Raw genomic sequence first — 24,866 nt, forward strand, 5'->3', positions numbered from 1 at the left:
GCGCTGCTTGAAGCTAGCCGTTTTTGAGGCTTTCGCAAATTTTTCACAAGAATTTCGAGTTTTAACAGCGCCTTCCCTAGTTGCTGGGCAGCTGCTAATTTTTACAGAGGGTTGGCATAGACAAAGCAGTTATTAGTGCTATAGCTTTTATGGCGTTAACCCATATAAGCCACCGCGCTTAATATGGCCGGCATGGCTGTTTCAAACGAATGACAGCGGGTGAAAAAAAGGGAGGCACATGAGCGAACCGGGACAGAAGCTGCGCCTGGGCGCGCTGATCGCACTGGTGGTGGGTTCGATGATCGGTGGCGGGATCTTCTCGCTGCCGCAGAACATGGCGGCGCGTGCCGATGTCGGCGCGGTACTGATCGGTTGGGGCATCACGGCGGTTGGCATGCTGGCCCTGGCGTTCGTGTTCCAGACCCTGGCCAACCGCAAGCCTGAACTGGACTCGGGCGTGTATGCCTACGCCAAGGCGGGCTTTGGCGACTACATGGGCTTCTCCTCGGCCTGGGGCTACTGGATCAGCGCCTGGCTCGGCAACGTCGGCTATTTCGTGCTGCTGTTCAGTACGCTGGGGTTCTATTTTCCGGTGTTTGGCGAGGGCAACACGCCTATCGCCATCGGCTGCGCCTCGCTGCTGCTGTGGGCTGTGCACTTTCTGGTGTTGCGCGGCATCAAGGAAGCGGCGTTCATCAACCAGGTGACCACCGTGGCCAAGGTGGTGCCGTTGCTGATTTTCATCGTCATCGCGGCGTTTGCCTTTCGCGCCGACATCTTCACCCGTGATATCTGGGGCTTGAGCAACCCGCAGTTCGGCAATGTGCTGGACCAGGTGCGCAACATGATGCTGGTCACCGTGTTCGTGTTCATCGGCATCGAAGGCGCCAGCGTGTATTCCGGGCGTGCACAGCGCCGGTCGGATGTGGGCAAGGCCACGGTGATCGGCTTTCTGGGCGTGCTGGCGCTGCTGGTGCTGGTCAACGTGCTGTCGCTGGGGGTTATGACCCAACCGGAGCTGGCCGGGCTGCAGAACCCGTCATTGGCATCGGTGCTCGAACACATCGTTGGCCCGTGGGGCGCATTGTTGATCAGTATCGGCCTGGCCGTTTCGCTGCTCGGCGCCTTGCTTTCATGGGCATTGCTGTGCGCCGAGATCCTGTACGCCACCGCGCGTGACAAGACCATGCCGCGCTTTCTGGCCAAGGAAAACGCCAACCATGTGCCGGCTAATGCCCTGTGGCTGACCAACTGCATGATCCAGGGCTTCTTGCTGATCACCCTGGTTTCGGCCGGGACCTACACCAGCCTCATCTACCTGGCTTCGTCGATGATTCTGGTGCCTTACCTGTGGTCGGCGGCGTATGCGGTGTTGCTGGCGCTGCGTGGAGACTCCTACGCCGGGCAAGCGGGCCTGCGGCGCAAGGACCTGCTGGTGGCGATGGTTGCCCTGCTGTATGCGGTGTGGTTGCTGTACGCCGGTGGGCTCAAGTACCTGCTGCTGTCGGCGCTGCTGTATGCCCCCGGTGTGATTCTGTTCGCCAGGGCCAAGCACGAGCAGGGGCAGACCCTGTTCACCACGTGGGAGAAGCTGATTTTCGCTGCGGTGCTGGCGGGCGCTGCGCTGGCGGCGTATGCCCTGTATTCAGGGTTGCTGAGCTTGTGACCCGGCTACGCAAGCTTGTTCTGGGCGCGACCAGATCCACAGGTTGCCCAGGGTCATGCCGCCGATTGCCAGAAACACCGGCCAGTGGTGTTCGAGGAAGGCCAGCATCAGGCCTGCGCACAGCAGCATGCTGATGGTGGCGCTGACCTTGGCCCGGCGCTGGATCACCTTGCCATTGCGCCAGTTGAACAGAATCGGCCCGAACAACCGGTGATTCTCCAGCCAGGCAGAAAGGCGCGGTGAACTGCGGGTGGCTGCCCAGGCGGCCAGCAGGATGAACTCGGTGGTCGGCAGGCCGGGAATGACGATCGCGACCAGGCCAACCCCCAGGCTTACGTAAGCCAGGATTCCATACAGCAAACGAGCGAGTTTCGAGCGGGCAGGTTGGGTCATGGTCTCACTGCGAAAAACGGTTCGGCCACCGGTGGGGTGGCCGGGTACAGCGTGTCAAACCAGCGCGGCATCTGCCGCATAGGCGTGCTTGAGCAGCTCGGTGAAGCGCTCGAAGGCTGCGACCGCGCCCCGTTCGGCGGCGGCCTCTTCTTCGGCCGACAGCGCCAGGCCATCGAGGATGCGGGTGAACTGTTTCCAGCCTTCGGCACGGCCGCCGGCCGGTTCGCCCAAGTGGCGGGCGCCGAAGCTGTCGGACAGCTCAAGGGCCACGGCACGCTTGATCAGAAACGCAGCGCCCAGTTTGGAGCCTTCGGAGACGAAGATCCAGCCCATGGCCTCGCCCAGGCTCGGATTTTGTACCGCGCCAGGGACTGCGCCGGGCACTTCGGTGTCGAGGTCGGCGAGGTCCAGGCGGGCCTGTTCGGCGCGGCAACGCTCGGCCAGGTCGGGGACGATGGCGATCAGTTGCGGGTCGTTGTACAAGGCCTTGAGTTCGGACTGGAACAGGTACTGGGCGACCACGAAGCGGGCGAAGTTTTCACGGCTGTCGAAGGGGGCGTGGGCCTTGACCAGGGCATCCAGCTCGGTGTGCGGGGCGTGGGTGATCTGGTTAAGGCGCTGGGAGCGCAGGGCTGGGCGTTCGGTCATGGGGGCAGTCCTTGGAAAAAGGGGTGTCTAGATACAAGACGAAATAGCGGGGGCGGGACAGTAAAAAAACTGGGTTTTTTGGGTGGTGGCCTTGAGGGTTGCAGCGCTCGATCTGGCAGACGCTGCAACGCTCAAGGCCTACCCAAGGGATCAAATATCCCACACCACATTGATGCCAAAGTTGCGCCCCGGCATGGTCAGGCGGTCCATGTTGGCTGGCTGGGTTACCGCAGCCTCACCCTGGCCGTCGTAGCTGCGTACCGAGTCCCACTGCCAGTACTTCTTGTCGGTGAGGTTGTACAGGCCGGCGTTGATGGTGACGTCGTCGGTCACCTTGTAGAAACCGGTCAGGTCCAGCACGCCATAGCCCGGGGTGCGGAACTTGGCGCTGGCGCCATCGGGTGCGTAGAAGTGGGTGTCGTCTACGCGGGTCTTGCGCTTGACCAGCGTCCAGCTCAGCAGGCCGCCGTAGTTTTGCTGCTCGTAACCCAGGCCGAACACACCCTTGAGCGGGTTGACGGTGTTCAACGGCTGGCCGGTGTCATCGTTGCGACCGTAGGCGTAGGCAATCGAGCCCTGGGTGTACAGGCCTTGCGGCGCGCCGAAGTGATCCAGGTTCAGGCGGCCCTTGACCTCGGCGCCTTTGATGGTGGCGTGCTTGATGTTGTTGGCCTGGAAGGTTTGCTCCAGGTTGGCGCTTTGCACGGCATCTTCATCGATGAAGTCGCGGTACTTGTTGTAGAACACCGCCACATCGAAGTTACCCGCGTCGAAGTTGCCACGCAGGCCGGTTTCGTAGCTTTTGCTCTTTTCAGGTTCGAGGCCCGGGTTGCCCTCTACGCGGTAGCCTTGCTCCAGGTTCTGGAAGCGGCCGTACATGGACTTGGCCGTGGGCGTGCGGAAGCCTTCGGCATACTGGCCGTACCAGGTGTAATTGTCGTTGAACGCGTAAGTCAGGCCAAACTTGGGCGAGACGCGGTGCCACTTCTTGTCCGAGTCGTCCTGCGAGGTGGGTGCCGTGCCGGTGGACTCCAGGCCACGCAAGAAGGCATCGGTGAACTTGGGCTCCATGTGCGTGTAGTCATAGCGTGCGCCTGGCATGAAGGTCCAGTTGTTCCAGCGGATCTCGTCCTGGACGAACAGGCTGTAGGTGTTGATGGTCGGGTCCGGGAAGTCGCTGACCAGCACCTGGCCGTCGCGAGCGCTGTCCTGCCCGATGGCGGTGCAAGTGCCGCCAACGTTCAGGCAAGTGCCCGAACCGCTACGGGAGCCGGTGACCTTTTCATGCTTGAGCGTGGTGCCGTAGGTCAGCAAATGATCGGTTGCACCGATGCTGAAGGCTTTGTCCAGCTGGGCATCAAAGACCCATTGGCGATCCTTGTAGGTGGTCTGACGTTCACGAAGTACCTGCCGACCCGAGGCGACATACAGCTCATCGGTGGTTTGATCGGTTTTGGCAATCTGGTAGTTGAGGCTCCATTTGACATGGTCGGCGACCAAGCTATCGAGACCGAACTCATGGTTGATGCCGAAGCGTTCGCGGGTCACCGTATCGTTGCCCTGGCGCATACGATAGGAATTCATGGCACCAAAGCCTGGAATGAACGGCCCACCCACCGCACTGAGGATATTCTGGTCGCGGTCATCCTTGTAGCGCTCGTAGGTGAACCCCAGGCGCGCATCGTCAGCGTAGTTCCAGCCCAGTTTGGCCAGCACGTTGGTGCTGCGCACGTCCTGCGGGTTGGCTTCGGTGCGGGCCAGGCCGTCACCGCTGTGGCCACCGTAGGACTCGGTCTCGTGGCCGTTACGCTGGCTCAGGTGGAGCAAGCCGTCGAAGTCGCCCTGGCGGCCGGCGACGGTGGCGGAGGTCAGCCAGCTTTCGTCGGCCGAGCTATAACCGGTCTTGAGTCGCGCACCCACGTCCTTGCCGGGCTTGATGATGTCGTCCGGGTCGAGGGTGAAATAGCTGACCGCGCCGCCGATGGCATTGCTGCCATATAGCACTGATGCGGGGCCGCGCAGTATCTCCACGCGCTTGACGATCTCGGGGTCGACGTAGTTGCGCTGGGTCTGGGCGTAAGGGCCGTAGAAGAAGCTGTCGGGGATCGACACACCGTCGATCTGGGTGAGGATCCGCTCACCGTCGATGCCGCGGATGTTGTAGCCGTTCAGGCCGCTGCGCTGGCCGGTACCGGCCACCGAAACACCTGGCTCGTAGCGCACCAGGTCCTGGATGTTGTTGACGTTCTGCCGGTCCAGTTGCTCGCGGGTCTGCACGCTGACGGTGCTCGGCACCTGGCTGACGTCCTGGGCGCTGCGGGTGGCGCTGACGGTCACCTGCTGCAGGGCGATGACATTGCCCGTGGTCTGGCGCTCGAGCACCACGTTGCCGTTACCGATCTTGCGATAGCCAAGGCCGGTGCCCTTGAGCAGGCGCTTGAGCGCGGCCTCCGGTGGCAGCGAGCCCTGCACCCCTTGCGAGGCGACGCCATCGGCCAGTTCGGCACTGAAGCCGACCTGCCAGCCGGTGACCTGGCTGAAGGCATTGATGGCCGAAACCAGTGGCTGCTGGCCGATGCTGAAGCGATAGTCACCCATGCGCGGGCTGCTGGCCTGGGCAGGTTCGGCGGCCAGGGCCGGCAGGCTGCAGGCGCCGCAGGCGAGCAGGGCCAGGCTCAGCAGGGACAATTGCCCTGTGCGGCGGGAAAGTGTGGACGGGCGAGTTGGACCTGTGGACATCGAAAGCGCTCCCAGACGCGCGAACTGTTATAGGTGATGACCGTTCTTGTTATCAAACAAGAATCAGTTGCATTGGCTATAACGAGACGGGCGGGGTAGCGCGATTGCGTAAAAATAATTTATCGCAGTCGCAGCACCTGCAGTGGCAACTCAGTTGAGAATCACCACAGCGGGGTATTCGTGCAACTGGGCAGAGGTGATGTGGGCCAGGGCGCGCAGGGTTTCCAGCGGTTGGTCGAGGCGATAGTTGCCCGTGACCGCGACGTCTTCCAGGCCGGCATTGCGGTTGATGATCCAGCCCGGGTAGTAGCGCCTGACCTCGGCCAGCACCTGGCTCAACGGGCAGTTCTCGAACACCAGGCGGCCGTCGATCCAGGCCAGGTCCTTTTGCATGTCCGCGCGCTGGCGCTGGCCAAAGCCCTGGGGGCCGACGCTGATGCTGTCGCCGGCGCTGAGGCGGATGCGCTGGTCGCTGGCGGCCTGCAAGTCGACATCACCGCGCTGCACCCGCACCTGGGCTTCGCCGTCGAGGTAACGCACGGCGAAGTCGGTGTCACGCACCTGGGCCCGTAGCGGGCCGGCCTGGACTTCGAGCGGCCCTTGCGCGCCCTCGGGCACCTGGAAGTAGGCCTCGCCCTGCAGCAGGCGCGCGACCTGGCGCCCTTCTCGCAGGTCACTGGCGAACGCCGAGTTGGTGTTGAGCAACACTTTGGCGCCGTCGTCCAGTTGCAGGCGCTGCCGTTCGCCCACCACGGTCAGGTGATCGGCCTGCAGGCGCATGGGCAGGTTGCCGAGGGTGAACAGGCCGATCAACAACACCGCGGCGGTGGCCAAGGGCTTCCAGTGGCTGCGCAGGCGCCCGCGCAGGGATCGACGTTGGCCCTGATGCAGCTGCGCGGCCGCCTGGTGCAATGGCGTGCCATTCCACAGCGCTTCTGCTTCAACATAGGCTTCGGCGTTTTCCGGTGCGGCGCTGAGCCAGGCTTCGAAGGCCTGGGCGTCGTGCGCATCGGCGCATTGCAGGCGTACCAGCCAGTCCAGTGCCTCGTCCATGGCACGGGCACGGGCGTTGGGCCCGGCAGGTGTCGGGCGAGGGACAGGGCGGTCGGTCACGGTGAATCCTTGCAAGGGTTGTTCACGAATCATCAAGGCTAAGGTCGGGTGTGGCAAGTGCTTTGCGTTGCCCGGCTGGCCGACGGTCGCATCACTTGAGGCGGTCGGCGACGCCCATGCAGATGGCCATGATCAGTTTCAACTCCTTCTGCACCGTGCTGGCCGAGACGTTCAGTTGCTCGGCAATTTCCAGGTAGGTGGCGCCATGCAGGCGGCTGAGGATGAAGATGCGCTGCTGGCGCTCGCTCAGTTGATTGAGGCTGACGCTCAGGTGCTTGAGCAACTGCTCGGCGTGGGCGGCGTCCTCGCTGCTGCTGGCGGGCGCAGCGACACTGTGCAGCACCTCGTCGGGCACGTCGTCGACCAGCATGCGGGACTGCACCCGGCGTGCGCGCAAATGGTCGAGGGCCAGGTTGCGCGCGGTCTGGAACACGAACGGTTCGATATGTTCGATGGGCCGTTCGCTCAGCGCACGGGAAACCCGCAGGTAGGTTTCCTGCAGCAGGTCCTCGGCCGTGCTGGGGTTGCCCACCATGCGTTGCAGGGTACGCAGCAGGGTGAGGCGCTGGACGAGGAAAACGGAGTTGAACCGGGACTGACTCACAGGGGGACCTGGCCGACGAAAGGTTAATGATAATGCTTATCATCTGTACCAAAGGTCAAGCCTGGATGTGTTTAGTAAAGGTAAAGATTGCCGTTCGGCCCTGTCGCCGGCACGCCGGCGACAGGGCCAAGTGGGCTCAGCGTGCGTTGCACAACGCCAGGCAGTTATCCAGCATCCGGTTGGAGAAGCCCCATTCGTTGTCGTACCAGGCCAGCACCTTGAGCATGCGCCCGTTGGCCCGGGTATGGTTGGCATCGAAGATCGCCGACAGCGGGTTGTGGTTGAAATCGCACGAAACCAATGGCAAGGCGTTGTAGCCCAATACCTTGGAGTGCCGGCTGGCCTCCTGGAACAGCTGGTTGACCTCGTCGGCGCTGGCGTCACGCTTGAGGTTGACGGTGAGGTCCACCAGCGACACGTTGATCACCGGCACCCTTACCGCCATGCCGGTCAGCTTGCCGGCCAGTTCCGGCAGCACCAGGCCCACGGCTTCGGCGGCGCCGGTCTTGCTCGGGATCATCGACTGGGTGGCCGAGCGCGCACGGTAGGGGTCGCTGTGGTAGACGTCGGTCAGCACCTGGTCGTTGGTGTAGGCATGGATGGTCGTCATCAGGCCTTGTTCGATGCCGAACTCGCGGTGCAGCACCTGGGCGATCGGCGCCAGGCAGTTGGTGGTACAGGAGGCATTGGAAATGATCTGGTGCGACGCGCGCAGCACGTCATGGTTGACCCCGTACACCACGGTGGCGTCAGCCCCCTTGGCCGGTGCCGAGACGATCACCTTGCCAGCCCCTGCAGCCAGGTGCGCGGCAGCCTTGGCCCGGTCGGTGAACAGCCCGGTGCATTCGAATACCACGTCGATCGCTTCGGCCTTCCAGGGCAGCTCGGCCGGGTTGCGGATGGCACTGACCGCGATACGGTCACCATTGACCGTGAGGCTTTCATGATCGGCTTCGACGCTGGCGTCGAAGGTGCCGTGCACGCTGTCGTACTTGAGCAGGTGGGCGTTCATGGCGCTGTCACCCAGGTCGTTGATGGCGACGACCTGCAGGTCCTGGCGGTAGCCTTGGGTATACAGTGCGCGAAGGACATTGCGCCCTATGCGGCCGAATCCATTGATGGCGATGCGAAGGGTCATGGCGTTACCTCTGGCGGTCCGAGTGAGGCCTGTGGCACAAAGGGGCTTCACTGAAACGGTTTTGTTGTTGGAATTACAAGATTATTCACTATCAGATAGAAAACAAGCCTTTTTAGTGGCAGTATTTTGTTTAAACATACAACGAGTGGTCGGGCAGGCCTCTCAGCGATGCCTCCAAGGCCCTTTTCTAGAGCCTAGGTCGCAATCGTTTGGAGGGGAAATGCCCGGTAAGCCGCCCATACAGTTAGCCTGGAGTCCAGTACATGCACCCGCGCATCCTTGAGGTCACCCAACGGCTGGTCGAACGCAGCCGTGCCACCCGTGAACGCTACCTGCAGCTGATTCGCGGCGCGGCCAGTGACGGACCCATGCGTGCCAGCCTGCAGTGCGCCAACTTTGCCCACGGCGTGGCCGGTTGCGGCGCCCAGGACAAGCAGAGCCTGCGGCTGATGAATGCGGCCAACGTCGCCATCGTCTCGGCCTACAACGACATGCTCTCGGCGCACCAGCCGTACCAGCACTTCCCCGAGCAGATCAAACAGGCCCTGCGAGAAGTCGGCTCGGTCGGCCAGTTCGCCGGCGGCGTGCCGGCCATGTGCGATGGCGTGACCCAGGGCGAGCCGGGCATGGAGCTGGCCATCGCCAGCCGTGAAGTGATCGCCATGTCCACCGCCGTGGCCCTGTCGCACAACATGTTCGACGCCGCGCTGATGCTCGGCATCTGCGACAAGATCGTCCCCGGCCTGATGATGGGCGCGCTGCGTTTCGGGCACTTGCCGACCATTTTCGTGCCAGGTGGCCCGATGCTCTCGGGCATCTCCAACAAGCAGAAGGCCGACGTGCGCCAGCGCTATGCCGAGGGCAAGGCCAGCCGCGAGGAGCTGCTGGAGTCGGAGATGAACTCCTACCACAGCCCCGGCACCTGCACCTTCTACGGCACCGCCAACACCAACCAGCTGGTGATGGAAGTGATGGGGTTGCACCTGCCAGGCGCCTCGTTCGTGAACCCCTATACGCCGTTGCGCGATGCGCTCACTGCCGAGGCCGCGCAGCAGGTCACGCGCCTGACCAAGGCCAGCGGCAGCTTCATGCCACTGGGCGAGGTCGTCGACGAGAAGTCGCTGGTCAACTCGATCGTCGCCCTGCATGCCACCGGCGGCTCGACCAACCACACCCTGCACATGCCGGCGATCGCCCAGGCGGCGGGCATTCAGCTCACCTGGCAGGACATGGCCGACCTGTCCGAGGTGGTGCCGACCCTGTCCCATGTCTACCCCAATGGCAAAGCCGACATCAACCACTTCCAGGCCGCTGGCGGCATGGCCTTCCTGATCCGCGAGCTGCTCGATGCCGGGTTGCTGCACGAAGACGTCAACACTGTCGCGGGCCACGGCTTGCGCCGCTACACCCAGGAGCCATTCCTCGACAACGGCAAGCTGGTCTGGCGCGAAGGCCCGCTGCACAGCCTGGACGAGACCATCCTGCGCCCGGTAGCGCGGCCATTCTCGGCCGAAGGCGGCCTGCGGGTGATGGAAGGCAACCTTGGGCGTGGGGTGATGAAGGTTTCCGCAGTCGCTCGCGAGCATCAGGTGGTTGAAGCCCCGGCGCGGGTATTCCACGACCAGCAGTCGCTGGCCGACGCCTTCAAGGCCGGCGAGCTGGAGTGCGATTTCGTGGCCGTGGTGCGCTTCCAGGGGCCGCGTTGCAACGGCATGCCGGAGCTGCACAAACTGACGCCGTTCCTCGGTGTGCTGCAAGACCGCGGCTACAAGGTTGCGCTGGTCACCGATGGGCGCATGTCGGGCGCGTCGGGCAAGATCCCGGCTGCCATCCACGTTTGCCCCGAAGCCTTTGACGGTGGGCCGCTGGCACGGGTGCGCGATGGTGATATCGTGCGGGTCGATGGTGTCGAAGGCACGCTGCAGCTCAAGGTGTCGGCCGAGGAACTGGCCAGCCGCGACCTGCCGCCAGCACCTCAGGGCAACGACCTGGGTTGCGGGCGCGAGCTGTTCGGCTTCATGCGCATGGCGTTCAGCTCGGCCGAGCAAGGCGCCAGCGCCTTTACCTCGGCCCTGGAGAACCTCAAATGAAGGACCTGCTGGTTGGCGACATCGGTGGCACCAATGCCCGCTTTGCGTTGTGGCGTGACAACCAGCTGTACCAGGTGAAGGTCTTCGCCACCGCTGACTACACAAGCCCCGAGCAGGCGATTGAAGCCTACCTGCACGATCAGGGCATTGCCCGTGGCGGCCTGTCGGCGGTGTGCCTGGCCGTCGCCGGGCCGGTCGATGGCGATGAGTTTCGCTTCACCAACAACCATTGGCGGCTCAGCCGGCGTGCGTTCTGCAAGACCTTGCAGGTCGAGCAGCTGTTGCTGATCAACGATTTCACGGCCATGGCCTTGGGCATGACGCGCCTGCAAGCGGGCGAATTCCGCGAAGTCTGCCCTGGCCAGGCGGACCCGCTGCGGCCTGCTTTGGTGATCGGGCCGGGTACCGGCCTTGGTGTCGGCAGCCTGCTGCGCCTGGGTGAACAGCATTGGCAGGCATTGCCGGGTGAGGGTGGGCATGTCGACCTGCCGGTGGGCAATGCCCGTGAGGCGGCGATCCACCAGCAGATTCATGGCCAGATTGGCCATGTCAGTGCCGAGACGGTGCTCAGTGGCGGTGGCCTGGTGCGCTTGTATCAAGCCATCTGCGCACTGGACGGCGACATACCGCGACACAAGACCCCAGCCGATATTACCGATGCCGCCCTGGGCGGCGAACCGCGGGCGTTGGCGGTGGTCGAGCAATTCTGCCGCTTCCTGGGGCGGGTGGTGGGCAACAATGTTCTGACCCTGGGCGCCCGGGGTGGGGTTTACATTGTCGGCGGTGTGATCCCGCGGTTTGCCGAGCTGTTTTTGCGTAGCGGGTTTGCCGCGAGCTTGGCCGACAAGGGCTGCATGAGCGGGTATTTTGCCGGGGTGCCAGTGTGGCTGGTGACGGCGGAGTTTTCCGGGTTGCTGGGGGCGGGGGTGGCTTTGCAGCAGGTGCTGGATCAATAGAGCGAAGCAGCCCAATATCGAAACAGCAGGCGAAAGACCTGTGACAACAAGAGGGCGGGACACCTTGAGCACTGCCGGTAAATCCATCCTGATGGTCGACGACGATCAGGAAATCCGTGAGCTGTTGCAAACCTACCTGAGCCGTTCCGGCTTCCAGGTTCACGCCGAGGCCGACGGGCAGGGCTTTCGTCAGGCCCTGGAAAGCACCGCCTGCGACCTGGTCATCCTCGATGTGATGCTGCCCGATGAAGACGGCTTCAGCCTGTGCCGCTGGGTGCGCCAGCACCCGCGCCAGGCGCGGGTGCCCATCATCATGCTCACCGCCAGCTCCGACGAAGCCGACCGGGTCATCGGCCTGGAACTGGGCGCCGACGACTACCTGGGTAAACCCTTCAGCCCGCGTGAGCTGCAGGCACGGATCAAGGCCTTGTTGCGCCGTGCCGAGTTCGGCCAGGCGGCGCCGAGCAGTGCCGTGCTGGCCTTCGACGACTGGCGCCTGGACACGGTTAGCCACCGCCTGTTCCACCGCGATGGCGAAGAGGTGATCTTGTCTGGCGCCGACTTCGCTTTGCTCAAGCTTTTTCTCGATCACCCCCAGCAGATCCTCGACCGTGACACCATCGGCAATGCCACCCGTGGCCGTGAGCCGATGCCGCTGGACCGTATCGTCGACATGGCGGTCAGCCGCCTACGCCAGCGCTTGCGCGACACCGACAAGCCGCCGCGGCTGATCCGCACTGTGCGTGGCAGTGGTTACCTGCTGGCTGCCCATGTCTGCTGTGCTTGCTGAGCGGCGTTGGCGCCTGCTGCCACGCTCGCTGCTGGGGCGCATGCTGCTGCTGACCTTGCTGGTGGTACTGCTGGCGCAGGGCTTGTCCAGCGTCATCTGGGTCGCCCAGCTACGTGCCAGCCAGTTGCAAGGCTTGCGCGCCAGTGCCGGCAGCCTGGCCCATTCGATGAGTGCCAGCGTCAGTTATTTCCGTTCTTTGCCAGTGGCCTATCGGCCGATGGTGCTGGACCAGTTGCGCAGCATGGGCGGTACGCGTTTTTTCGTGTCGCTCAACGACAAGCCGCTGGACATGCCGGTATTGCCCATAACACCGCGCAAGCAGGCGGTCATCGATGTGTTCCAGCAGGTGCTGCACGAGCGGCTGGGCGCGCAGATGGAGATTTCCGTGGAGTTCGTCGCCCCCGATGACCTGCGCATCTTCAACAGCGGCCTTAAGCTCGATGAGCTGCCGCGCTCCTGGGCCCATTATTCGCTGACCCTGGAGCCACTCAACCCCCCGGTGCTGGTCACGCAGATTCGCCTGGGCGAAGGCGAGTGGCTGTACATCGCCTCGCTGCTGCCCGAGCCGTATACCAGCCTCGAAGCCGAACGCCTGCCGCGTCAGCAAATCGGCTTCATCGTTATGACGACGGCCTTGCTGCTGCTGTTCATCGGCCTGCTGGTGCACTGGCAAAGCTGGCCGCTCAAGCGCTTGGCGCGCGCCGCGCGGGACCTGTCGCTGGGTGCCGATGTGGCGCCAGTGCCCGAGGGCGGTGGTAGCGAGGTGGTCGAGGTGGGGCGGGCGTTCAACAGCATGCGTGAGCGCATCAGCCGCTACCTGACCGAGCGCAGCCAGTTGTTCAGCGCCATTTCCCACGACCTGCGCACGCCGATCACCCGCCTGCGGCTGCGTGTCGAACTGTTGGAAGATGAGCGCCTGCAAGCCAAGTTCAGCCAAGACCTGGATGAACTGGAGCTGTTGGTCAAAGGCGCCTTGCAGTGCGTAAAAGACACCGACATTCACGAGAACATCGAGCCGGTCGACCTCAACCAGGTACTGGAGATTCTCGCCGAGCCCTACCTTGGCGATGGCCGCATCACCGTCGAAGGCCAGGCGCTGGCGCCGTACCCGGGCAAGCCGCTGGCCTTGCGCCGCTGCATCGGCAACCTGATCGACAACGCCATCAAGTATGGCGAGCGGGCACGCCTGCGCATCATCGACAGCAACGAGGGCTTTGTCCTGCAGGTGGATGACCAGGGGCCGGGGGTGCCGCAGCAACAGCAGGAGCAGGTGTTCGTGCCGCACTTCAGGCTGGCCGGGCAGCAGCAGGGGTACGGGTTGGGGTTGGGGATTGCGCGCAACATCGCCCATAGCCATGGCGGGGAGGTCAGCCTGCTGAACTTGCGCGAGGGCGGGTTGCGCGTGACCCTTCATCTACCCCGCAGCCTGGACTGATGGCCATGTCACTGACCGGTGACACAACGGCAGGCCTTCGTGACATTCCAGCCAGGACGGCTGGCTAGACTCTGCACACCTCTGGCATGGAAGACGTGGCTGCATGGACTCTATCGATTCGCTGGAACATACCGCCTGGCTCACCCACGAAGGGTGGCGGCTGCTGGCGTTCGCGATGGCCTCGCAAGTGCCTGAAGGCTTCGCCAATCTTGACGCCCGTGGCCAGTTGCCGCCCTCGGCCCTTGCCGAAACCCTGACAACTGCGCGCATGACCCACAGCTTCGCCCTGGCGCACCTCCAAGGTGTACCAGGCTGCCTGGCATTGGTGGAGCATGGCGTACAGGCCTTGCGCGGGCCGTTGCATGACGCCACGCACGGCGGTTGGTTCGATCGCCCGCAAGGGCAGGGTGGCAACGGCAAGGCGGCCTACCTGCATGCCTTCGTCGCGCTGGCCGCAAGCTCGGCAGTGGTAGCCGGTGCCAGCGGTGCGCAGGGTGTGCTGGAGGAGGCGATCCGGGTCATCGAGGAACGCTTCTGGAGCGAGGAAGAGGGGGCGTTGTGCGAGTCCTTTGCCAGCGACTGGCAGCAGCCGGAAGCCTACCGTGGTGCCAACAGCAACATGCACGCCACCGAGGCCTTTCTCGCCCTGGCGGATGTGACCGGCGATGCGCTCTGGCTGCAGCGCGCCCTGCGCATCGTCGAGCGCATCATTCAAGGCCATGCGGCTGCCAGCGACTACCGCGTGGTCGAACATTTCGATGCGCACTGGCAACCGCTGCCTGAATACAATCAGGCCAACCCCACCGATCACTTCCGGCCTTATGGCACGACGCCTGGCCACGCGTTCGAATGGTCACGCCTGCTTCTGCACCTGGAGGCCGCACGGCACTTGGCCGGGTTGTCTACGCCGGCGTGGCTGCTGGCCAGTGCGCGAGCGCTGTTCGCCAACGCCTGCCGGCATGCCTGGAACGTCGATGGCGCCGAGGGCATCGTCTACACCCTGGGCTGGGACAACCAGCCCAGGGTGCGCGAGCGCCTGCACTGGGTGCATGCCGAAGCGTGCGCCAGTGCGGCAGCCTTGCTGCGGCGCACCGGTGAGCAGCAGTACGCGGATTGGTATGGCTGTTTCTGGGCATTCATCGACAGCCACTTCATCGACCGCGTCGGTGGAAGCTGGCACCACGAACTCGACCCTGGCAACCAGCCTGCAGCGGCTATCTGGGCAGGCAAGCCAGACCTCTATCACGCCTATCAGGCTGTGCTGTTGCCCACCTTGCCGTTGGCGCCGAGCCTGGCGAGCGCACTGGCGCGCAATGTAACCAAACGATGACATTCACGCATCGCTTCGTTACCTGGCGCAGCGACCGCTCTGATTAGACTCCATGCAATGCAAGCGATCGACTTGCCCGGCATAACAACAAGAAAGGTATTCCGATGAATTCGACTCTCCGCCTCGCTGCCGCGATCTCCCTCGCCTCGTTGTTCCCGCTCAGTGCCCTCGCCGCCGACGCCAAAGGCAGTGTCGAAGTGGTGCACTGGTGGACCTCGGGGGGTGAAAAAGCGGCTGTCGATGTGCTCAAGGCCCAGGTCGAGAAGGATGGCTTCACCTGGAAGGATGGTGCAGTCGCCGGCGGTGGCGGCGCCACCGCCATGACCGTGCTCAAGAGCCGCGCCGTGGCCGGCAACCCGCCCGGCGTTGCCCAGATCAAGGGCCCCGACATTCAGGAGTGGGCCGCCACCGGCCTGCTCGACACGGATGTGCTCAAGGATGTCGCCAAAGAAGAGAAGTGGGACTCGCTGCTCGACAAGAAAGTCGCCGACACCGTGAAGTACGACGGTGACTACGTGGCCGTACCGGTGAACATCCACCGCATCAACTGGCTATGGATCAACCCCGACGTCTTCAAGAAAGCCGGCATCGACAAGGCGCCGACCACCCTCGACGAATTCTACGCCGCCGCCGACAAGCTCAAGGCCGCCGGCTTCATTGCGCTCGCCCATGGTGGCCAGCCCTGGCAGGACAGCACGGTGTTCGAAAGCGTGGTGCTGTCGGTAATGGGCGCGGACGGCTACAAGAAAGCCCTGGTCGACCTCGACGAAGCGACGCTGACCGGGCCGCAAATGGTCAAGTCGCTGACCGAGCTGAAGAAGGTCGCCACCTACATGGACCCTGACGGCAAAGGCCAGGACTGGAACCTGGAAGCGGCCAAGGTCATCAATGGCAAGGCCGGCATGCAGATCATGGGCGACTGGGCCAAGAGCGAGTGGACCCTGGCGCACAAGACCGCCGGCAAGGATTACCAGTGCGTCGCGTTCCCCGGTACCGACAAAGCGTTCCTGTACAACATCGATTCGCTGGTGGTGTTCAAGCAGAAGGACGCAGGCACGGCTGCCGGCCAGCAGGACATCGCCCGCAAAGTGTTGGGCGAGGACTTCCAGAAGGTCTTCAGTACCAACAAAGGGTCGATCCCGGTGCGTAACGATATGCTTGCCGATATGGGCAAGTATGGCTTCGACGCCTGCGCGCAGACGTCTGCCAAGGACTTCCTGGCCGACGCCAAAAGCGGTGGCCTGCAACCAAGCATGGCGCACAACATGGCCACCACGCTGGCGGTGCAGGGCGCCTTCTTCGATGTGGTGACCAACTACATCAACGACCCCAAGGCCGACCCGGCCGATGCGGCGAAGAAGCTGGCGGCGGCGATCAAGTCGGCCCGGTAATCGATCCCAAAGGTGTAAACCAGGCCCGCCCCCATGGGGGGCGGAGCTCTCAATCGTTTGGGAAGCAGATCATGACCACAACTACCGCCCGACTGCGGGCCTCACCCCTGGACGCTCTGCAGCGCTGGCTACCCAAGCTGGTGCTGGCGCCGAGCATGTTCATCGTCCTGGTGGGCTTCTATGGCTACATCCTGTGGACCTTCGTGCTGTCCTTCACCACCTCGACCTTTCTGCCAACCTACAAATGGGCGGGCCTGGCGCAATACGCCCGGTTGTTCGACAACGACCGCTGGTGGGTGGCCAGCAAGAACCTGTTGGTGTTCGGGGGGCTGTTCATTGGCATCAGCCTGGCCATCGGTGTACTGCTGGCGGTGTTGCTCGACCAGCGCATCCGCCGCGAGGGCTTCATCCGCACGATCTATCTCTACCCCATGGCGCTGTCGATGATTGTCACCGGCACCGCCTGGAAGTGGCTGCTCAACCCCGGCATGGGCCTGGACAAACTGCTGCGCGACTGGGGCTGGGAAGGTTTTCGCCTGGACTGGCTGATCGACCCCGACCGGGTGGTGTACTGCCTGGTGATCGCCGCCGTGTGGCAAGCCTCGGGCTTCATCATGGCAATGTTCCTCGCCGGCCTGCGCGGCGTCGACCAGTCGATCATCCGCGCCGCACAGATGGACGGCGCCAGCCTGCCGCGCATCTACTGGACCGTGGTATTGCCAAGCCTGCGACCGGTGTTCTTCAGCGCCGTGATGATCCTCTCGCACATCGCCATCAAGAGCTTCGACCTGGTGGCCGCGATGACCGCCGGTGGCCCGGGGTACTCGTCCGACCTGCCGGCGATGTTCATGTACTCGTTCACCTTCAGCCGCGGCCAGATGGGCATGGGCTCGGCCAGCGCCATCCTCATGCTCGGGGCGATCCTGGCGATCCTCGTGCCTTACCTGTATTCGGAGTTGCGGAGCAAACGCCATGCATAGCCCTGCCGAAAAACCGGCGTTGAGCATCAGCCGCATCGCCATCCACGCGGTACTGCTGATTGCCGTGCTGCTGTACCTGGTGCCGCTGGTGGTCATGCTGCTGACCAGCTTCAAGACCCCCGAAGACATCAGCAGCGGCAACCTGTTGAGCTGGCCGACCGTGGTCAGTGGCATCGGCTGGGTCAAGGCGTGGGGCACGGTCAACGGGTACTTCTGGAACTCGATCATGATCACCGTGCCCGCCGTGCTGATCTCCACGGCCATCGGTGCGCTCAACGGCTATGTGCTGTCGATGTGGCGCTTCCGGGGCTCGCAACTGTTCTTCGGCCTGCTGCTGTTTGGCTGCTTCCTGCCGTTCCAGACGGTGCTGCTGCCGGCCTCGTTCACCCTTGGCAAACTGGGCCTGGCCAGTACCACCAGCGGCCTGGTGCTAGTGCATGTGGTCTACGGCCTGGCCTTTACCACGCTGTTCTTTCGCAACTTCTACGTGAGCATCCCCGATGCGCTGGTCAAGGCTGCGCGCCTGGACGGTGCCGGGTTCTTCACCATCTTCCGCTGCATCATCCTGCCGATGTCGACACCGATCATCATGGTCTGCCTGATCTGGCAATTCACCCAGATCTGGAACGACTTCCTGTTCGGTGTGGTGTTCGCCAGTGGTGACTCGCAACCGATCACCGTGGCCCTGAACAACCTGGTCAACACCAGCACCGGGGCCAAGGAATACAACGTCGATATGGCGGCGGCAATGATCGCCGGCCTGCCAACCCTGCTGGTCTACGTGGTGGCAGGCAAGTATTTCGTCCGCGGCCTCACGGCCGGCGCCGTCAAGGGGTAAGTCATGGCAACGCTTGAACTTCGCAATGTGAACAAGACCTACGGCAGCGGCTTGCCGGACACCCTCAAGGACATCCAGCTGTCGATCAAGGACGGCGAGTTCCTGATCCTGGTCGGCCCCTCGGGCTGTGGCAAGTCGACCTTGATGAACTGCATCGCCGGCCTTGAGCAGATCACCGGCGGTGCCATCCTGATCGACGAGCAGGACGTCAGCGGCATGAGCCCCAAGGACCGTGACATCGCCATGGTGTTCCAGTCCTACGCGCTGTACCCGACCATGAGCGTGCGTGAGAACATCGAGTTCGGCCTGAAGATCCGCAAGATGCCCCAGGCCGCCATCGACGAGGAGGTGGCGCGGGTGGCCAAGCTGCTGCAGATCGAGCACCTGCTTTCACGCAAGCCTGCCCAGCTCTCCGGCGGCCAGCAGCAGCGCGTGGCCATGGGCCGGGCGCTGGCGCGGCGGCCGAAGATCTACTTGTTCGACGAACCGTTGTCCAACCTCGACGCCAAGCTGCGGGTCGAGATGCGCACCGAAATGAAACTGATGCACCAGCGCCTGAAGACCACCACGGTGTACGTCACCCATGACCAGATCGAGGCCATGACCCTGGGCGACAAAGTGGCGGTGATGAAGGACGGCATCATCCAGCAGTTCGGTACCCCGCAGCAGATCTACAACGACCCGGCCAACCAGTTCGTCGCCAGTTTCATCGGTTCGCCACCGATGAACTTCATTCCGGTGCGCCTGGCTCGGCAGGACGGGCGCCTATTGGCCCTGCTCGACAGCGGCCAGGCGCGTTGCGAGCTGCCGTTGGGTGTGGCCGGCGCTGAACTGGACGGGCGCGAGATCATCCTCGGCATCCGCCCCGAGCAGATTGCCCTGGGCACGGGGGAGGGCAATGGCCTGCCCGGCATCCGCGCCGACGTGCAGGTTACCGAGCCCACCGGGCCGGACCTGCTGGTGTTCGTCACCCTCAACCAGACCAAGGTCTGCTGCCGCCTGGCGCCGGATGTGGCGTGCAAGGTCGGCGACAGCCTGAACCTGCAGTTCGACCCGGCACGGGTACTGCTGTTTGACGCCGCCAGCGGTGAACGCCTGAGCCTGGACACCGCCAACGCTTCAGTGAAGGACAACGTGACTCACTTCAAGAGCCGTTGAATCGTCTACACCATCAATAAGAAAAAAGAGGACGCAAAGGGATGGAACAGCGCAATCGCATCAGGACCTTGGGCTCACTGGCCTTGCTTGCCATGGTTGGCAGCAGCGGGGCGCAGGCCGCCGAGGCCTTCTCCAGCGAGTCGAAATGGATGACCGGCGACTGGGGCGGTACTCGCACCGAGCTGCTGGAAAAAGGCTATGACTTCACCCTCGACTACGTGGGCGAGGTGGCGGGCAACCTCAACGGCGGCTACAACGACGACAAGACCGCACGCTACAGCGACCAGTTTGCCCTGGGTGCGCACCTGGACCTGGAAAAGATCTTTGGCTGGCATGACACCGAGTTCAAGCTGGCGATCACCGAGCGCAGCGGCCGCAACCTGTCCAACGACCGCATCAGCGACCCGCGTGCCGGCCAGTTCAGTTCGGTACAGGAAGTGTGGGGCCGCGGCCAGACCTGGCGGCTGACCCAGATGTGGATCAAGCAGAAGTACTTTGACGGTGCCCTGGATGTGAAATTCGGCCGCTTCGGCGAGGGCGAAGACTTCAACAGCTTCCCCTGCGACTTCCAGAACCTGGCCTTCTGCGGCTCGCAGGTGGGCAACTGGGTGGGCGGCATCTGGTACAACTGGCCGGTCAGCCAATGGGCGCTGCGGGTCAAGTACAACATCACGCCTGAGTTCTTCGTGCAGGTCGGCGCGTTCGAGCAGAACCCCTCGAACCTGGAAACCGGCAACGGCTTCAAGCTCAGCGGCAGCGGCACCAAGGGCGCGATCCTGCCGGTGGAGGCGGTCTGGTCACCCCAGGTCAACGGCCTGCCGGGCGAGTACCGCCTCGGCTACTACTACAGCACGGCGGATGCCGAAGACATCTACGAAGACGTCAATGGCAACCCGCAAGGCATCAGCGGCGCGGGCTTCAAGTCGCACTCCAGCAAACATGGCTGGTGGGTGGTTGCGCAGCAGCAGGTCACCGCCCAGGGCGGTGATGCCAGCCGTGGTCTCAGCCTGTTTGCCAACTTCACCGTGCACGACAAGGCCACCAACGTGGTCGACAACTACCAGCAGGTCGGGCTGGTGTACAAAGGCGCCTTCGATGCCCGGCCCAAGGACGATATCGGGTTTGGGATCGCCCGCATTCACGTCAACGACGATGTGAAGAAGCGTGCCGAGCAGCTCAATGCCCAGAGCGGCATCAATGATTACGACAACCCGGGCTTCGTGCCGCTACAGCGCACCGAGTACAACGCCGAGCTGTATTACGGCTTCCACGTCACCAACTGGCTGACCGTGCGCCCCAACCTGCAATACATCAAGAGCCCGGGCGGGGTGGATGAGGTCGACAACGCGCTGGTCGCTGGTTTGAAGATTCAGTCGTCATTCTGAGCACATTTGTTGTAAATTTACGCCAATCCAATTTCGGCTCCCGGCACCCACTGGCTTGCAGTGGTTGTCGGGGATAGGCCGAGACAGCGCTATCTCAAACAACAAGAGCTTGGAACCATGCCCGAACATCCGCTACATCGCTTCTTTTCCGCACAGCGGCCCAGGCCGACATTCGAGTGGGAGCGTTACCAGCAGCGCGATGTCCTGATCATCGACCACCCTCTCTGCCAGGCTGTGTTCAGCCGGCAGGGCGCGCAGCTGCTGCACTTTCAACCCGCTGGCGAAAAGCCCTGGTTGTGGTGCGCCGAGCAGTGGCCGCAGGTGGGGGCGATTCGGGGAGGTGTGCCGGTGTGCTGGCCGTGGTACGGCCGCCACCCCAGCGAGGACCTGTGGCCGGCCCATGGCTGGGCGCGGCTGCTGGACTGGAAGCTGGTGGACAGCCGCGAGGACGAGGAGGGCGTGACATTGAAGTGGCGCCTGGACCTCTGCGACTGGCAGGTCGACCTGCATGCACGGCTTGGCAGCCGCATGGAGCTGCGCCTGAGTACCGAGCACCAGGACAGCGAGCCGTGCCAGTTGAGCCATGCGCTGCTGGCTTACTGGCGTATCAGTGACGTGTCCGAGATAGCGCTGTCTGGGCTTGAGGATATCGAAGGCTACGACCGCCTGAGCCGGCAGGCCTGCCGCGAGGAAGGTGCGCTGAAGCTCAAGGGTGGCTGCCAGAAGGTCTACCCAGGCACCCCGCGGGTGCAACTACAGGACCCGGCCTGGCAGCGCGAACTGTGCATCGACACCGGTGACAGCGATGACACCGTGGTCTGGCACCCGGGCAACCGCCCGCTGATGGGCGTGACGGGTCGCGAATGCCAGGGCTTCGTCTGTGTCGAAGCCGCCAGTGGCAGTGGCGAGGGCCTGAGCCTGGCCCCGGGGCAACGTGCGCACTTGCGTTTGCAAGCGCATCGGCTCAGTTGAGTTCGTCGTCCTCGATCGGGTAACGGCTGGCGTTGAGGCTTTCCTTGATCTTGCGCAGGTGCGGCTGGAAGTCCACGCCGCGGCGCAGGGTCATGCCGGTGGCCAGCACGTCGAGCACGGTCAGCTGGATGATTCGCGAGGTCATCGGCATGTAGATGTCGGTGTCTTCCGGCAGTGGAATGTGCAGGCTCAGGCTGCAGGCCTGGGCCAGCGGCGAGCCGGCAGCGGTCAGGCCCAGTACCGAGGCGCCGTTTTCACGGGCCACGCGCGCCACCTCGACCAGTTCGCGGGTGCGCCCGGTGTAGGAGATGATCACGAACAGGTCGCCGGTGTGGGCCACCGAGGCCAGCATGCGTTGCATCAGCACGTCGGCGTGGGCCGACACCGCCAGGTTGAAGCGGAAGAACTTGTGCTGGGCATCCAGGGCCACCGGCGCCGAGGCGCCAAGGCCGAAGAAGTGGATCTGCCGGGCCTGGATCATCATGTCCACGGCGCGGCTGACCTGCTGCGGGTCGAGTTGCTGGCAGGCGCTGTCGAGCGAGGCGATGGCGCTGCCGAAAATTTTCTGGGTGTAGGCGGCAGGGTCGTCGTCGGCCTCGACGGCGCGGCTCACATAGGCAGCGCCACTGGCCAGGCTCTGCGCTAGCTGCAGCTTGAGCTCGGGGTAGCCGCTGACGCCGAACGACCGGCAGAAGCGGTTGACGGTCGGTTCGCTGACCTTGGCCGCCTGGGCCAGTGCAGCAATGCTGAAACGGGTGGCTTGTTGCGGATTGAGCAGGATGACTTCGGCGACTTTGCGTTCGGCCTTGTTCAGCTCGTCGAGGCGTCCCTGGATCTGTTCCAGGAGGTTTCGCACGCGGTCCATGGGTGTGTCCTTGGGTCGGGAAGACAGCCGGCTGACGGAGCAGCGGGCCTTTTGCACGGTCGTCTATCGTACTGTCGGTGCGTGTGCTGCACCACTTGTCTGTAGTATTCGTCGGTAATGTTGTTAGTTTTACTACATTACCCCTTGAAAACCGTATGTGAAAGCGGTATTCCTAGACCAACTTTAGGAAAGAACCAACATCATGGCTGCGATCAGTGTCGAACCTTGCACCTTTGCCCTGTTTGGCGCCCTGGGCGACCTGGCATTGCGCAAGCTGTTTCCAGCGCTCTATCAGCTCGACCGTGCCAACCTGCTGCACCCGGACACCCGCCTGCTGGCGCTGGCACGCGAGAGCGGCAGCGCGCAGGAGCACCTGCACACCATCGAAGCGCACCTGCGTCGGCACGTCGCCGATGCCGACATCGAGCCAGCCGCGCTGGGGCGCTTCCTGGGCCGGCTGAGCTACCAGCATCTGGACTTCCTCCAGCCTGAGGGCTACCAGGCGCTGGCCGAGCAGTTGCCAGGCGAGTTGCCCTTGATTGCCTACTTCGCCACGGCGGCTGCAGTCTATGGCGCCATCTGCGAAAATCTCGACAGGGCCGGCCTGGCAGCGCGCACCCGCGTGGTGCTGGAAAAGCCGATCGGACATGACCTGGAGTCGTCGCGCCGGGTCAACGATGCCGTGGCGCGGTTCTTCCCCGAGAGCCGGGTCTATCGCATCGACCACTACCTGGGCAAGGAGACGGTGCAGAACCTGATTGCGCTGCGCTTTGCCAACAGCCTGTTCGAAACCCAGTGGAACCAGAATTCCATCTCCCATGTGGAGATCACCGTGGCCGAAAAAGTCGGCATCGAAGGCCGCTGGGGCTATTTCGACAAGGCCGGCCAACTGCGCGACATGATCCAGAACCACTTGCTGCAGCTGCTGTGCCTGATTGCCATGGACCCGCCGAGCGAGCTTTCGGCCGACAGTATTCGTGACGAGAAGGTCAAGGTACTCAAGGCCCTGGCGCCGATCACTGGCGATGGCTTGAGCACCCGTGTGGTGCGCGGCCAGTACATCGCCGGCTACAGCGACGGCAAGCCGGTGCCCGGCTACCTGGAAGAAGACAACGCCAACGCCCAGAGTGACACCGAGACCTTCGTTGCCCTGCGTGCCGATATCCGCAACTGGCGCTGGTCGGGCGTGCCGTTCTACCTGCGTACCGGCAAGCGCATGCCGCAGAAGCTGTCGCAGATCGTCATCCACTTCAAGGAAACGCCGCACTACATCTTCGCCCCGGAACAACGTTTGCAGGTCGGTAACAAGCTGATCATCCGTCTGCAACCTGACGAAGGCATTTCTTTACGGGTGATGACCAAGGAGCAAGGCCTGGACAAGGGCATGCAACTGCGCAGTGGCCCGCTGCAGCTGAATTTTTCCGACGCCTGGCGCAGCGCGCGGATTCCGGATGCCTACGAACGCCTGTTGCTCGAGGTGATGCGCGGCAACCAGAACCTGTTCGTGCGCAAGGATGAAATCGAATATGCCTGGAAATGGTGCGACCAGTTGATCGCTGGCTGGCAAAGCGCAGGTGATGCGCCCAAGCCGTACGCGGCGGGGTCCTGGGGGCCGATGAGCTCGATCGCACTGATCACACGAGACGGGAGGGCGTGGTATGGCGATATCTGAACTGCAATTGCCGGCGGCGGTGAAGGCGCATGAACTGGCTGATGGCAAGACCCTGGCGGCAACGCTGGCCCGCGATGTGGCCGAGCGGTTGCGGGCGGCGATTGCCGCCAAAGGCCAGGCTTGCGTGGTGTTGTCCGGCGGGCGCAGCCCGGTGCCGTTTCTCGAGCGCTTGGCCGCTGAGGCGCTGGACTGGTCGAAAGTGACCGTGAGCCTGGCGGATGAGCGCTGGGTGCCGGTGGAACATGCCGACAGCAACGCCGGCCTGCTGGCCCGTCACCTGCTCAAGGGCGCGGCGGCCAAGGCCCGCTTCATTGGCCTGTACCAGCAGGCCGAGAACCTGGAGCTCGCGGCGGCCAACGCCGATCAGGCACTGGCAGACCTGCCGGCCATCGACGTGCTGGTGCTGGGCATGGGCGACGATGGCCATACCGCCTCGCTGTTCCCCAACAGCCCCAACCTGGACGACGGCCTGGCCGCCAGCAGCCCGCGCCGCTGCCTGCCGATGCTGGCACCCAGTGTGCCGCACCAGCGCCTGTCGATGACCCGCACGTTGCTGGCCAGCGCTGGCTTCATCGCGCTGGCCGTGCAAGGCCCGAACAAACTCGCTACCCTGCGCGCCGCGCTGGCGGGCAATGACCTTACCGAAATGCCGATACGCGCTTTTCTCCACGACCCCCTGGACATCTACTGGTGCCCATGAGCC

21 protein-coding genes are annotated in these 24,866 nt (G+C 63.6%); 14 read left to right on the top strand and 7 right to left on the bottom strand.

All coding sequences use genetic code 11. The features are described 5' to 3' along the window. Nucleotides 1-238: 238 nt before the first annotated feature. Nucleotides 239-1,666 carry an arginine-ornithine antiporter gene (gene arcD, locus LOY26_RS04995; RefSeq protein WP_033701042.1) on the top strand — a complete coding sequence of 476 codons (1,428 nt, stop codon included), beginning with the start codon at nt 239-241 and terminating at the stop codon, nt 1,664-1,666. Here arcD and LOY26_RS05000 read toward each other — a convergent pair. From LOY26_RS05000 to gap, 6 genes are all read right to left on the bottom strand, one after another. Next, the gene (locus LOY26_RS05000; protein ID WP_186662934.1) at nt 1,646-2,059 is read right to left on the bottom strand and encodes a YbaN family protein; all 414 of its coding nucleotides are present in this window, start codon (nt 2,057-2,059) and stop codon (nt 1,646-1,648) included. The two genes, arcD and LOY26_RS05000, sit on opposite strands and share 21 nt — an antisense overlap. Before the next feature lie 54 nt (nt 2,060-2,113). Then, a complete protein-coding gene (locus LOY26_RS05005; RefSeq protein ID WP_033701040.1) occupies nt 2,114-2,707 on the bottom strand; it encodes a biliverdin-producing heme oxygenase in 594 nt (197 codons plus the stop codon). 150 nt (nt 2,708-2,857) lie between these two features. Then, nucleotides 2,858-5,446, bottom strand: a complete 2,589-nt coding sequence (locus LOY26_RS05010) for a TonB-dependent receptor (protein ID WP_258714463.1) — start codon at nt 5,444-5,446, stop codon at nt 2,858-2,860. Between the two features lie 150 nt (nt 5,447-5,596). After that, nucleotides 5,597-6,559, bottom strand: a complete 963-nt coding sequence (locus LOY26_RS05015; RefSeq protein ID WP_033701038.1) for a FecR domain-containing protein — start codon at nt 6,557-6,559, stop codon at nt 5,597-5,599. Between the two features lie 91 nt (nt 6,560-6,650). Then, a complete protein-coding gene (locus tag LOY26_RS05020) occupies nt 6,651-7,163 on the bottom strand; it encodes an RNA polymerase sigma factor (protein WP_186657139.1) in 513 nt (170 codons plus the stop codon). Between the two features lie 136 nt (nt 7,164-7,299). Next, nucleotides 7,300-8,301, bottom strand: coding sequence for a type I glyceraldehyde-3-phosphate dehydrogenase (gap, locus tag LOY26_RS05025; RefSeq protein ID WP_186657145.1), 1,002 nt, complete (start codon nt 8,299-8,301; stop codon nt 7,300-7,302). A 263-nt stretch (nt 8,302-8,564) separates the two neighbouring features. Here gap and edd point away from each other — a divergent pair, with 263 nt between their 5' ends. From edd to LOY26_RS05080, 11 genes are all read left to right on the top strand, one after another. Further along, entirely contained in the window at nt 8,565-10,391 is a 1,827-nt protein-coding gene (gene edd, locus LOY26_RS05030; RefSeq protein WP_186657149.1) for a phosphogluconate dehydratase, read from the top strand. After that, entirely contained in the window at nt 10,388-11,347 is a 960-nt protein-coding gene (locus LOY26_RS05035) for a glucokinase (protein ID WP_186657151.1), read from the top strand. Before edd ends, LOY26_RS05035 begins: the two co-directional genes overlap by 4 nt. A 64-nt stretch (nt 11,348-11,411) precedes the next feature. Then, nucleotides 11,412-12,137, top strand: coding sequence for a two-component system response regulator GltR (gltR, locus tag LOY26_RS05040; RefSeq protein ID WP_186662936.1), 726 nt, complete (start codon nt 11,412-11,414; stop codon nt 12,135-12,137). After that, nucleotides 12,118-13,572: an ATP-binding protein gene (locus tag LOY26_RS05045; protein WP_186662937.1), complete on the top strand. Its 1,455-nt coding sequence runs from the start codon at nt 12,118-12,120 to the stop codon at nt 13,570-13,572. The genes gltR and LOY26_RS05045 overlap by 20 nt, the downstream gene beginning before the upstream one ends. Nucleotides 13,573-13,675: 103 nt before the next feature. Then, nucleotides 13,676-14,902 carry an AGE family epimerase/isomerase gene (locus LOY26_RS05050; protein ID WP_186657157.1) on the top strand — a complete coding sequence of 409 codons (1,227 nt, stop codon included), beginning with the start codon at nt 13,676-13,678 and terminating at the stop codon, nt 14,900-14,902. A 104-nt stretch (nt 14,903-15,006) separates the two neighbouring features. Next, nucleotides 15,007-16,293 (top strand): ABC transporter substrate-binding protein, encoded by a 1,287-nt coding sequence (locus LOY26_RS05055; RefSeq protein ID WP_186657160.1) that lies wholly within the window; start codon nt 15,007-15,009, stop codon nt 16,291-16,293. Between the two features lie 71 nt (nt 16,294-16,364). After that, nucleotides 16,365-17,273 (top strand): carbohydrate ABC transporter permease, encoded by a 909-nt coding sequence (locus LOY26_RS05060; RefSeq protein ID WP_186662939.1) that lies wholly within the window; start codon nt 16,365-16,367, stop codon nt 17,271-17,273. Further along, on the top strand, nt 17,266-18,111 hold the full coding sequence (locus tag LOY26_RS05065) for a carbohydrate ABC transporter permease (protein WP_258714464.1): 846 nt from the start codon (nt 17,266-17,268) through the stop codon (nt 18,109-18,111). Before LOY26_RS05060 ends, LOY26_RS05065 begins: the two co-directional genes overlap by 8 nt. 3 nt (nt 18,112-18,114) lie before the next feature. Beyond that, entirely contained in the window at nt 18,115-19,269 is a 1,155-nt protein-coding gene (locus tag LOY26_RS05070; protein ID WP_033701023.1) for an ABC transporter ATP-binding protein, read from the top strand. A gap of 92 nt (nt 19,270-19,361) precedes the next feature. Then, nucleotides 19,362-20,654 (top strand): carbohydrate porin, encoded by a 1,293-nt coding sequence (locus tag LOY26_RS05075; RefSeq protein ID WP_238338609.1) that lies wholly within the window; start codon nt 19,362-19,364, stop codon nt 20,652-20,654. 117 nt (nt 20,655-20,771) lie between these two features. Continuing rightward, a complete protein-coding gene (locus LOY26_RS05080) occupies nt 20,772-21,626 on the top strand; it encodes a D-hexose-6-phosphate mutarotase (protein ID WP_047581462.1) in 855 nt (284 codons plus the stop codon). Here the strand turns inward: LOY26_RS05080 and hexR are convergent. Further along, a complete protein-coding gene (gene hexR, locus LOY26_RS05085) occupies nt 21,619-22,482 on the bottom strand; it encodes a DNA-binding transcriptional regulator HexR (protein ID WP_172960401.1) in 864 nt (287 codons plus the stop codon). The genes LOY26_RS05080 and hexR overlap by 8 nt on opposite strands. 211 nt (nt 22,483-22,693) lie before the next feature. Between hexR and zwf the strand changes: the two genes are divergently transcribed. Next, nucleotides 22,694-24,163 carry a glucose-6-phosphate dehydrogenase gene (gene zwf, locus LOY26_RS05090; protein WP_033701019.1) on the top strand — a complete coding sequence of 490 codons (1,470 nt, stop codon included), beginning with the start codon at nt 22,694-22,696 and terminating at the stop codon, nt 24,161-24,163. Continuing rightward, nucleotides 24,150-24,863, top strand: coding sequence for a 6-phosphogluconolactonase (gene pgl / locus LOY26_RS05095; protein WP_186657169.1), 714 nt, complete (start codon nt 24,150-24,152; stop codon nt 24,861-24,863). The genes zwf and pgl overlap by 14 nt, the downstream gene beginning before the upstream one ends. The last annotated feature ends 3 nt before the right edge of the window (nt 24,864-24,866 follow it).

The organism is Pseudomonas sp. B21-047 (assembly GCF_024748775.1).
GTDB classification, from domain to species: Bacteria; Pseudomonadota; Gammaproteobacteria; order Pseudomonadales; family Pseudomonadaceae; genus Aquipseudomonas; species Aquipseudomonas capeferrum.

Excerpts from the sequence above, each read along its gene's own strand:
- LOY26_RS05055 (WP_186657160.1), top strand. The coding sequence starts at position 15,007 with ATGAATTCGACTCTCCGCCTCGCTGCCGCGATCTCCCTCGCCTCGTTG.
- LOY26_RS05045 (WP_186662937.1), top strand. The coding sequence starts at position 12,118 with ATGTCTGCTGTGCTTGCTGAGCGGCGTTGGCGCCTGCTGCCACGCTCG.
- LOY26_RS05070 (WP_033701023.1), top strand. The coding sequence starts at position 18,115 with ATGGCAACGCTTGAACTTCGCAATGTGAACAAGACCTACGGCAGCGGC.
- LOY26_RS05080 (WP_047581462.1), top strand. The coding sequence starts at position 20,772 with ATGCCCGAACATCCGCTACATCGCTTCTTTTCCGCACAGCGGCCCAGG.
- LOY26_RS05065 (WP_258714464.1), top strand. The coding sequence starts at position 17,266 with ATGCATAGCCCTGCCGAAAAACCGGCGTTGAGCATCAGCCGCATCGCC.
- LOY26_RS05060 (WP_186662939.1), top strand. The coding sequence starts at position 16,365 with ATGACCACAACTACCGCCCGACTGCGGGCCTCACCCCTGGACGCTCTG.
- pgl (WP_186657169.1), top strand. The coding sequence starts at position 24,150 with ATGGCGATATCTGAACTGCAATTGCCGGCGGCGGTGAAGGCGCATGAA.
- LOY26_RS05000 (WP_186662934.1), bottom strand. The coding sequence starts at position 2,059 with ATGACCCAACCTGCCCGCTCGAAACTCGCTCGTTTGCTGTATGGAATC.
- gap (WP_186657145.1), bottom strand. The coding sequence starts at position 8,301 with ATGACCCTTCGCATCGCCATCAATGGATTCGGCCGCATAGGGCGCAAT.
- LOY26_RS05035 (WP_186657151.1), top strand. The coding sequence starts at position 10,388 with ATGAAGGACCTGCTGGTTGGCGACATCGGTGGCACCAATGCCCGCTTT.
- edd (WP_186657149.1), top strand. The coding sequence starts at position 8,565 with ATGCACCCGCGCATCCTTGAGGTCACCCAACGGCTGGTCGAACGCAGC.
- LOY26_RS05005 (WP_033701040.1), bottom strand. The coding sequence starts at position 2,707 with ATGACCGAACGCCCAGCCCTGCGCTCCCAGCGCCTTAACCAGATCACC.
- LOY26_RS05050 (WP_186657157.1), top strand. The coding sequence starts at position 13,676 with ATGGACTCTATCGATTCGCTGGAACATACCGCCTGGCTCACCCACGAA.
- zwf (WP_033701019.1), top strand. The coding sequence starts at position 22,694 with ATGGCTGCGATCAGTGTCGAACCTTGCACCTTTGCCCTGTTTGGCGCC.
- arcD (WP_033701042.1), top strand. The coding sequence starts at position 239 with ATGAGCGAACCGGGACAGAAGCTGCGCCTGGGCGCGCTGATCGCACTG.
- LOY26_RS05075 (WP_238338609.1), top strand. The coding sequence starts at position 19,362 with ATGGTTGGCAGCAGCGGGGCGCAGGCCGCCGAGGCCTTCTCCAGCGAG.
- LOY26_RS05010 (WP_258714463.1), bottom strand. The coding sequence starts at position 5,446 with ATGTCCACAGGTCCAACTCGCCCGTCCACACTTTCCCGCCGCACAGGG.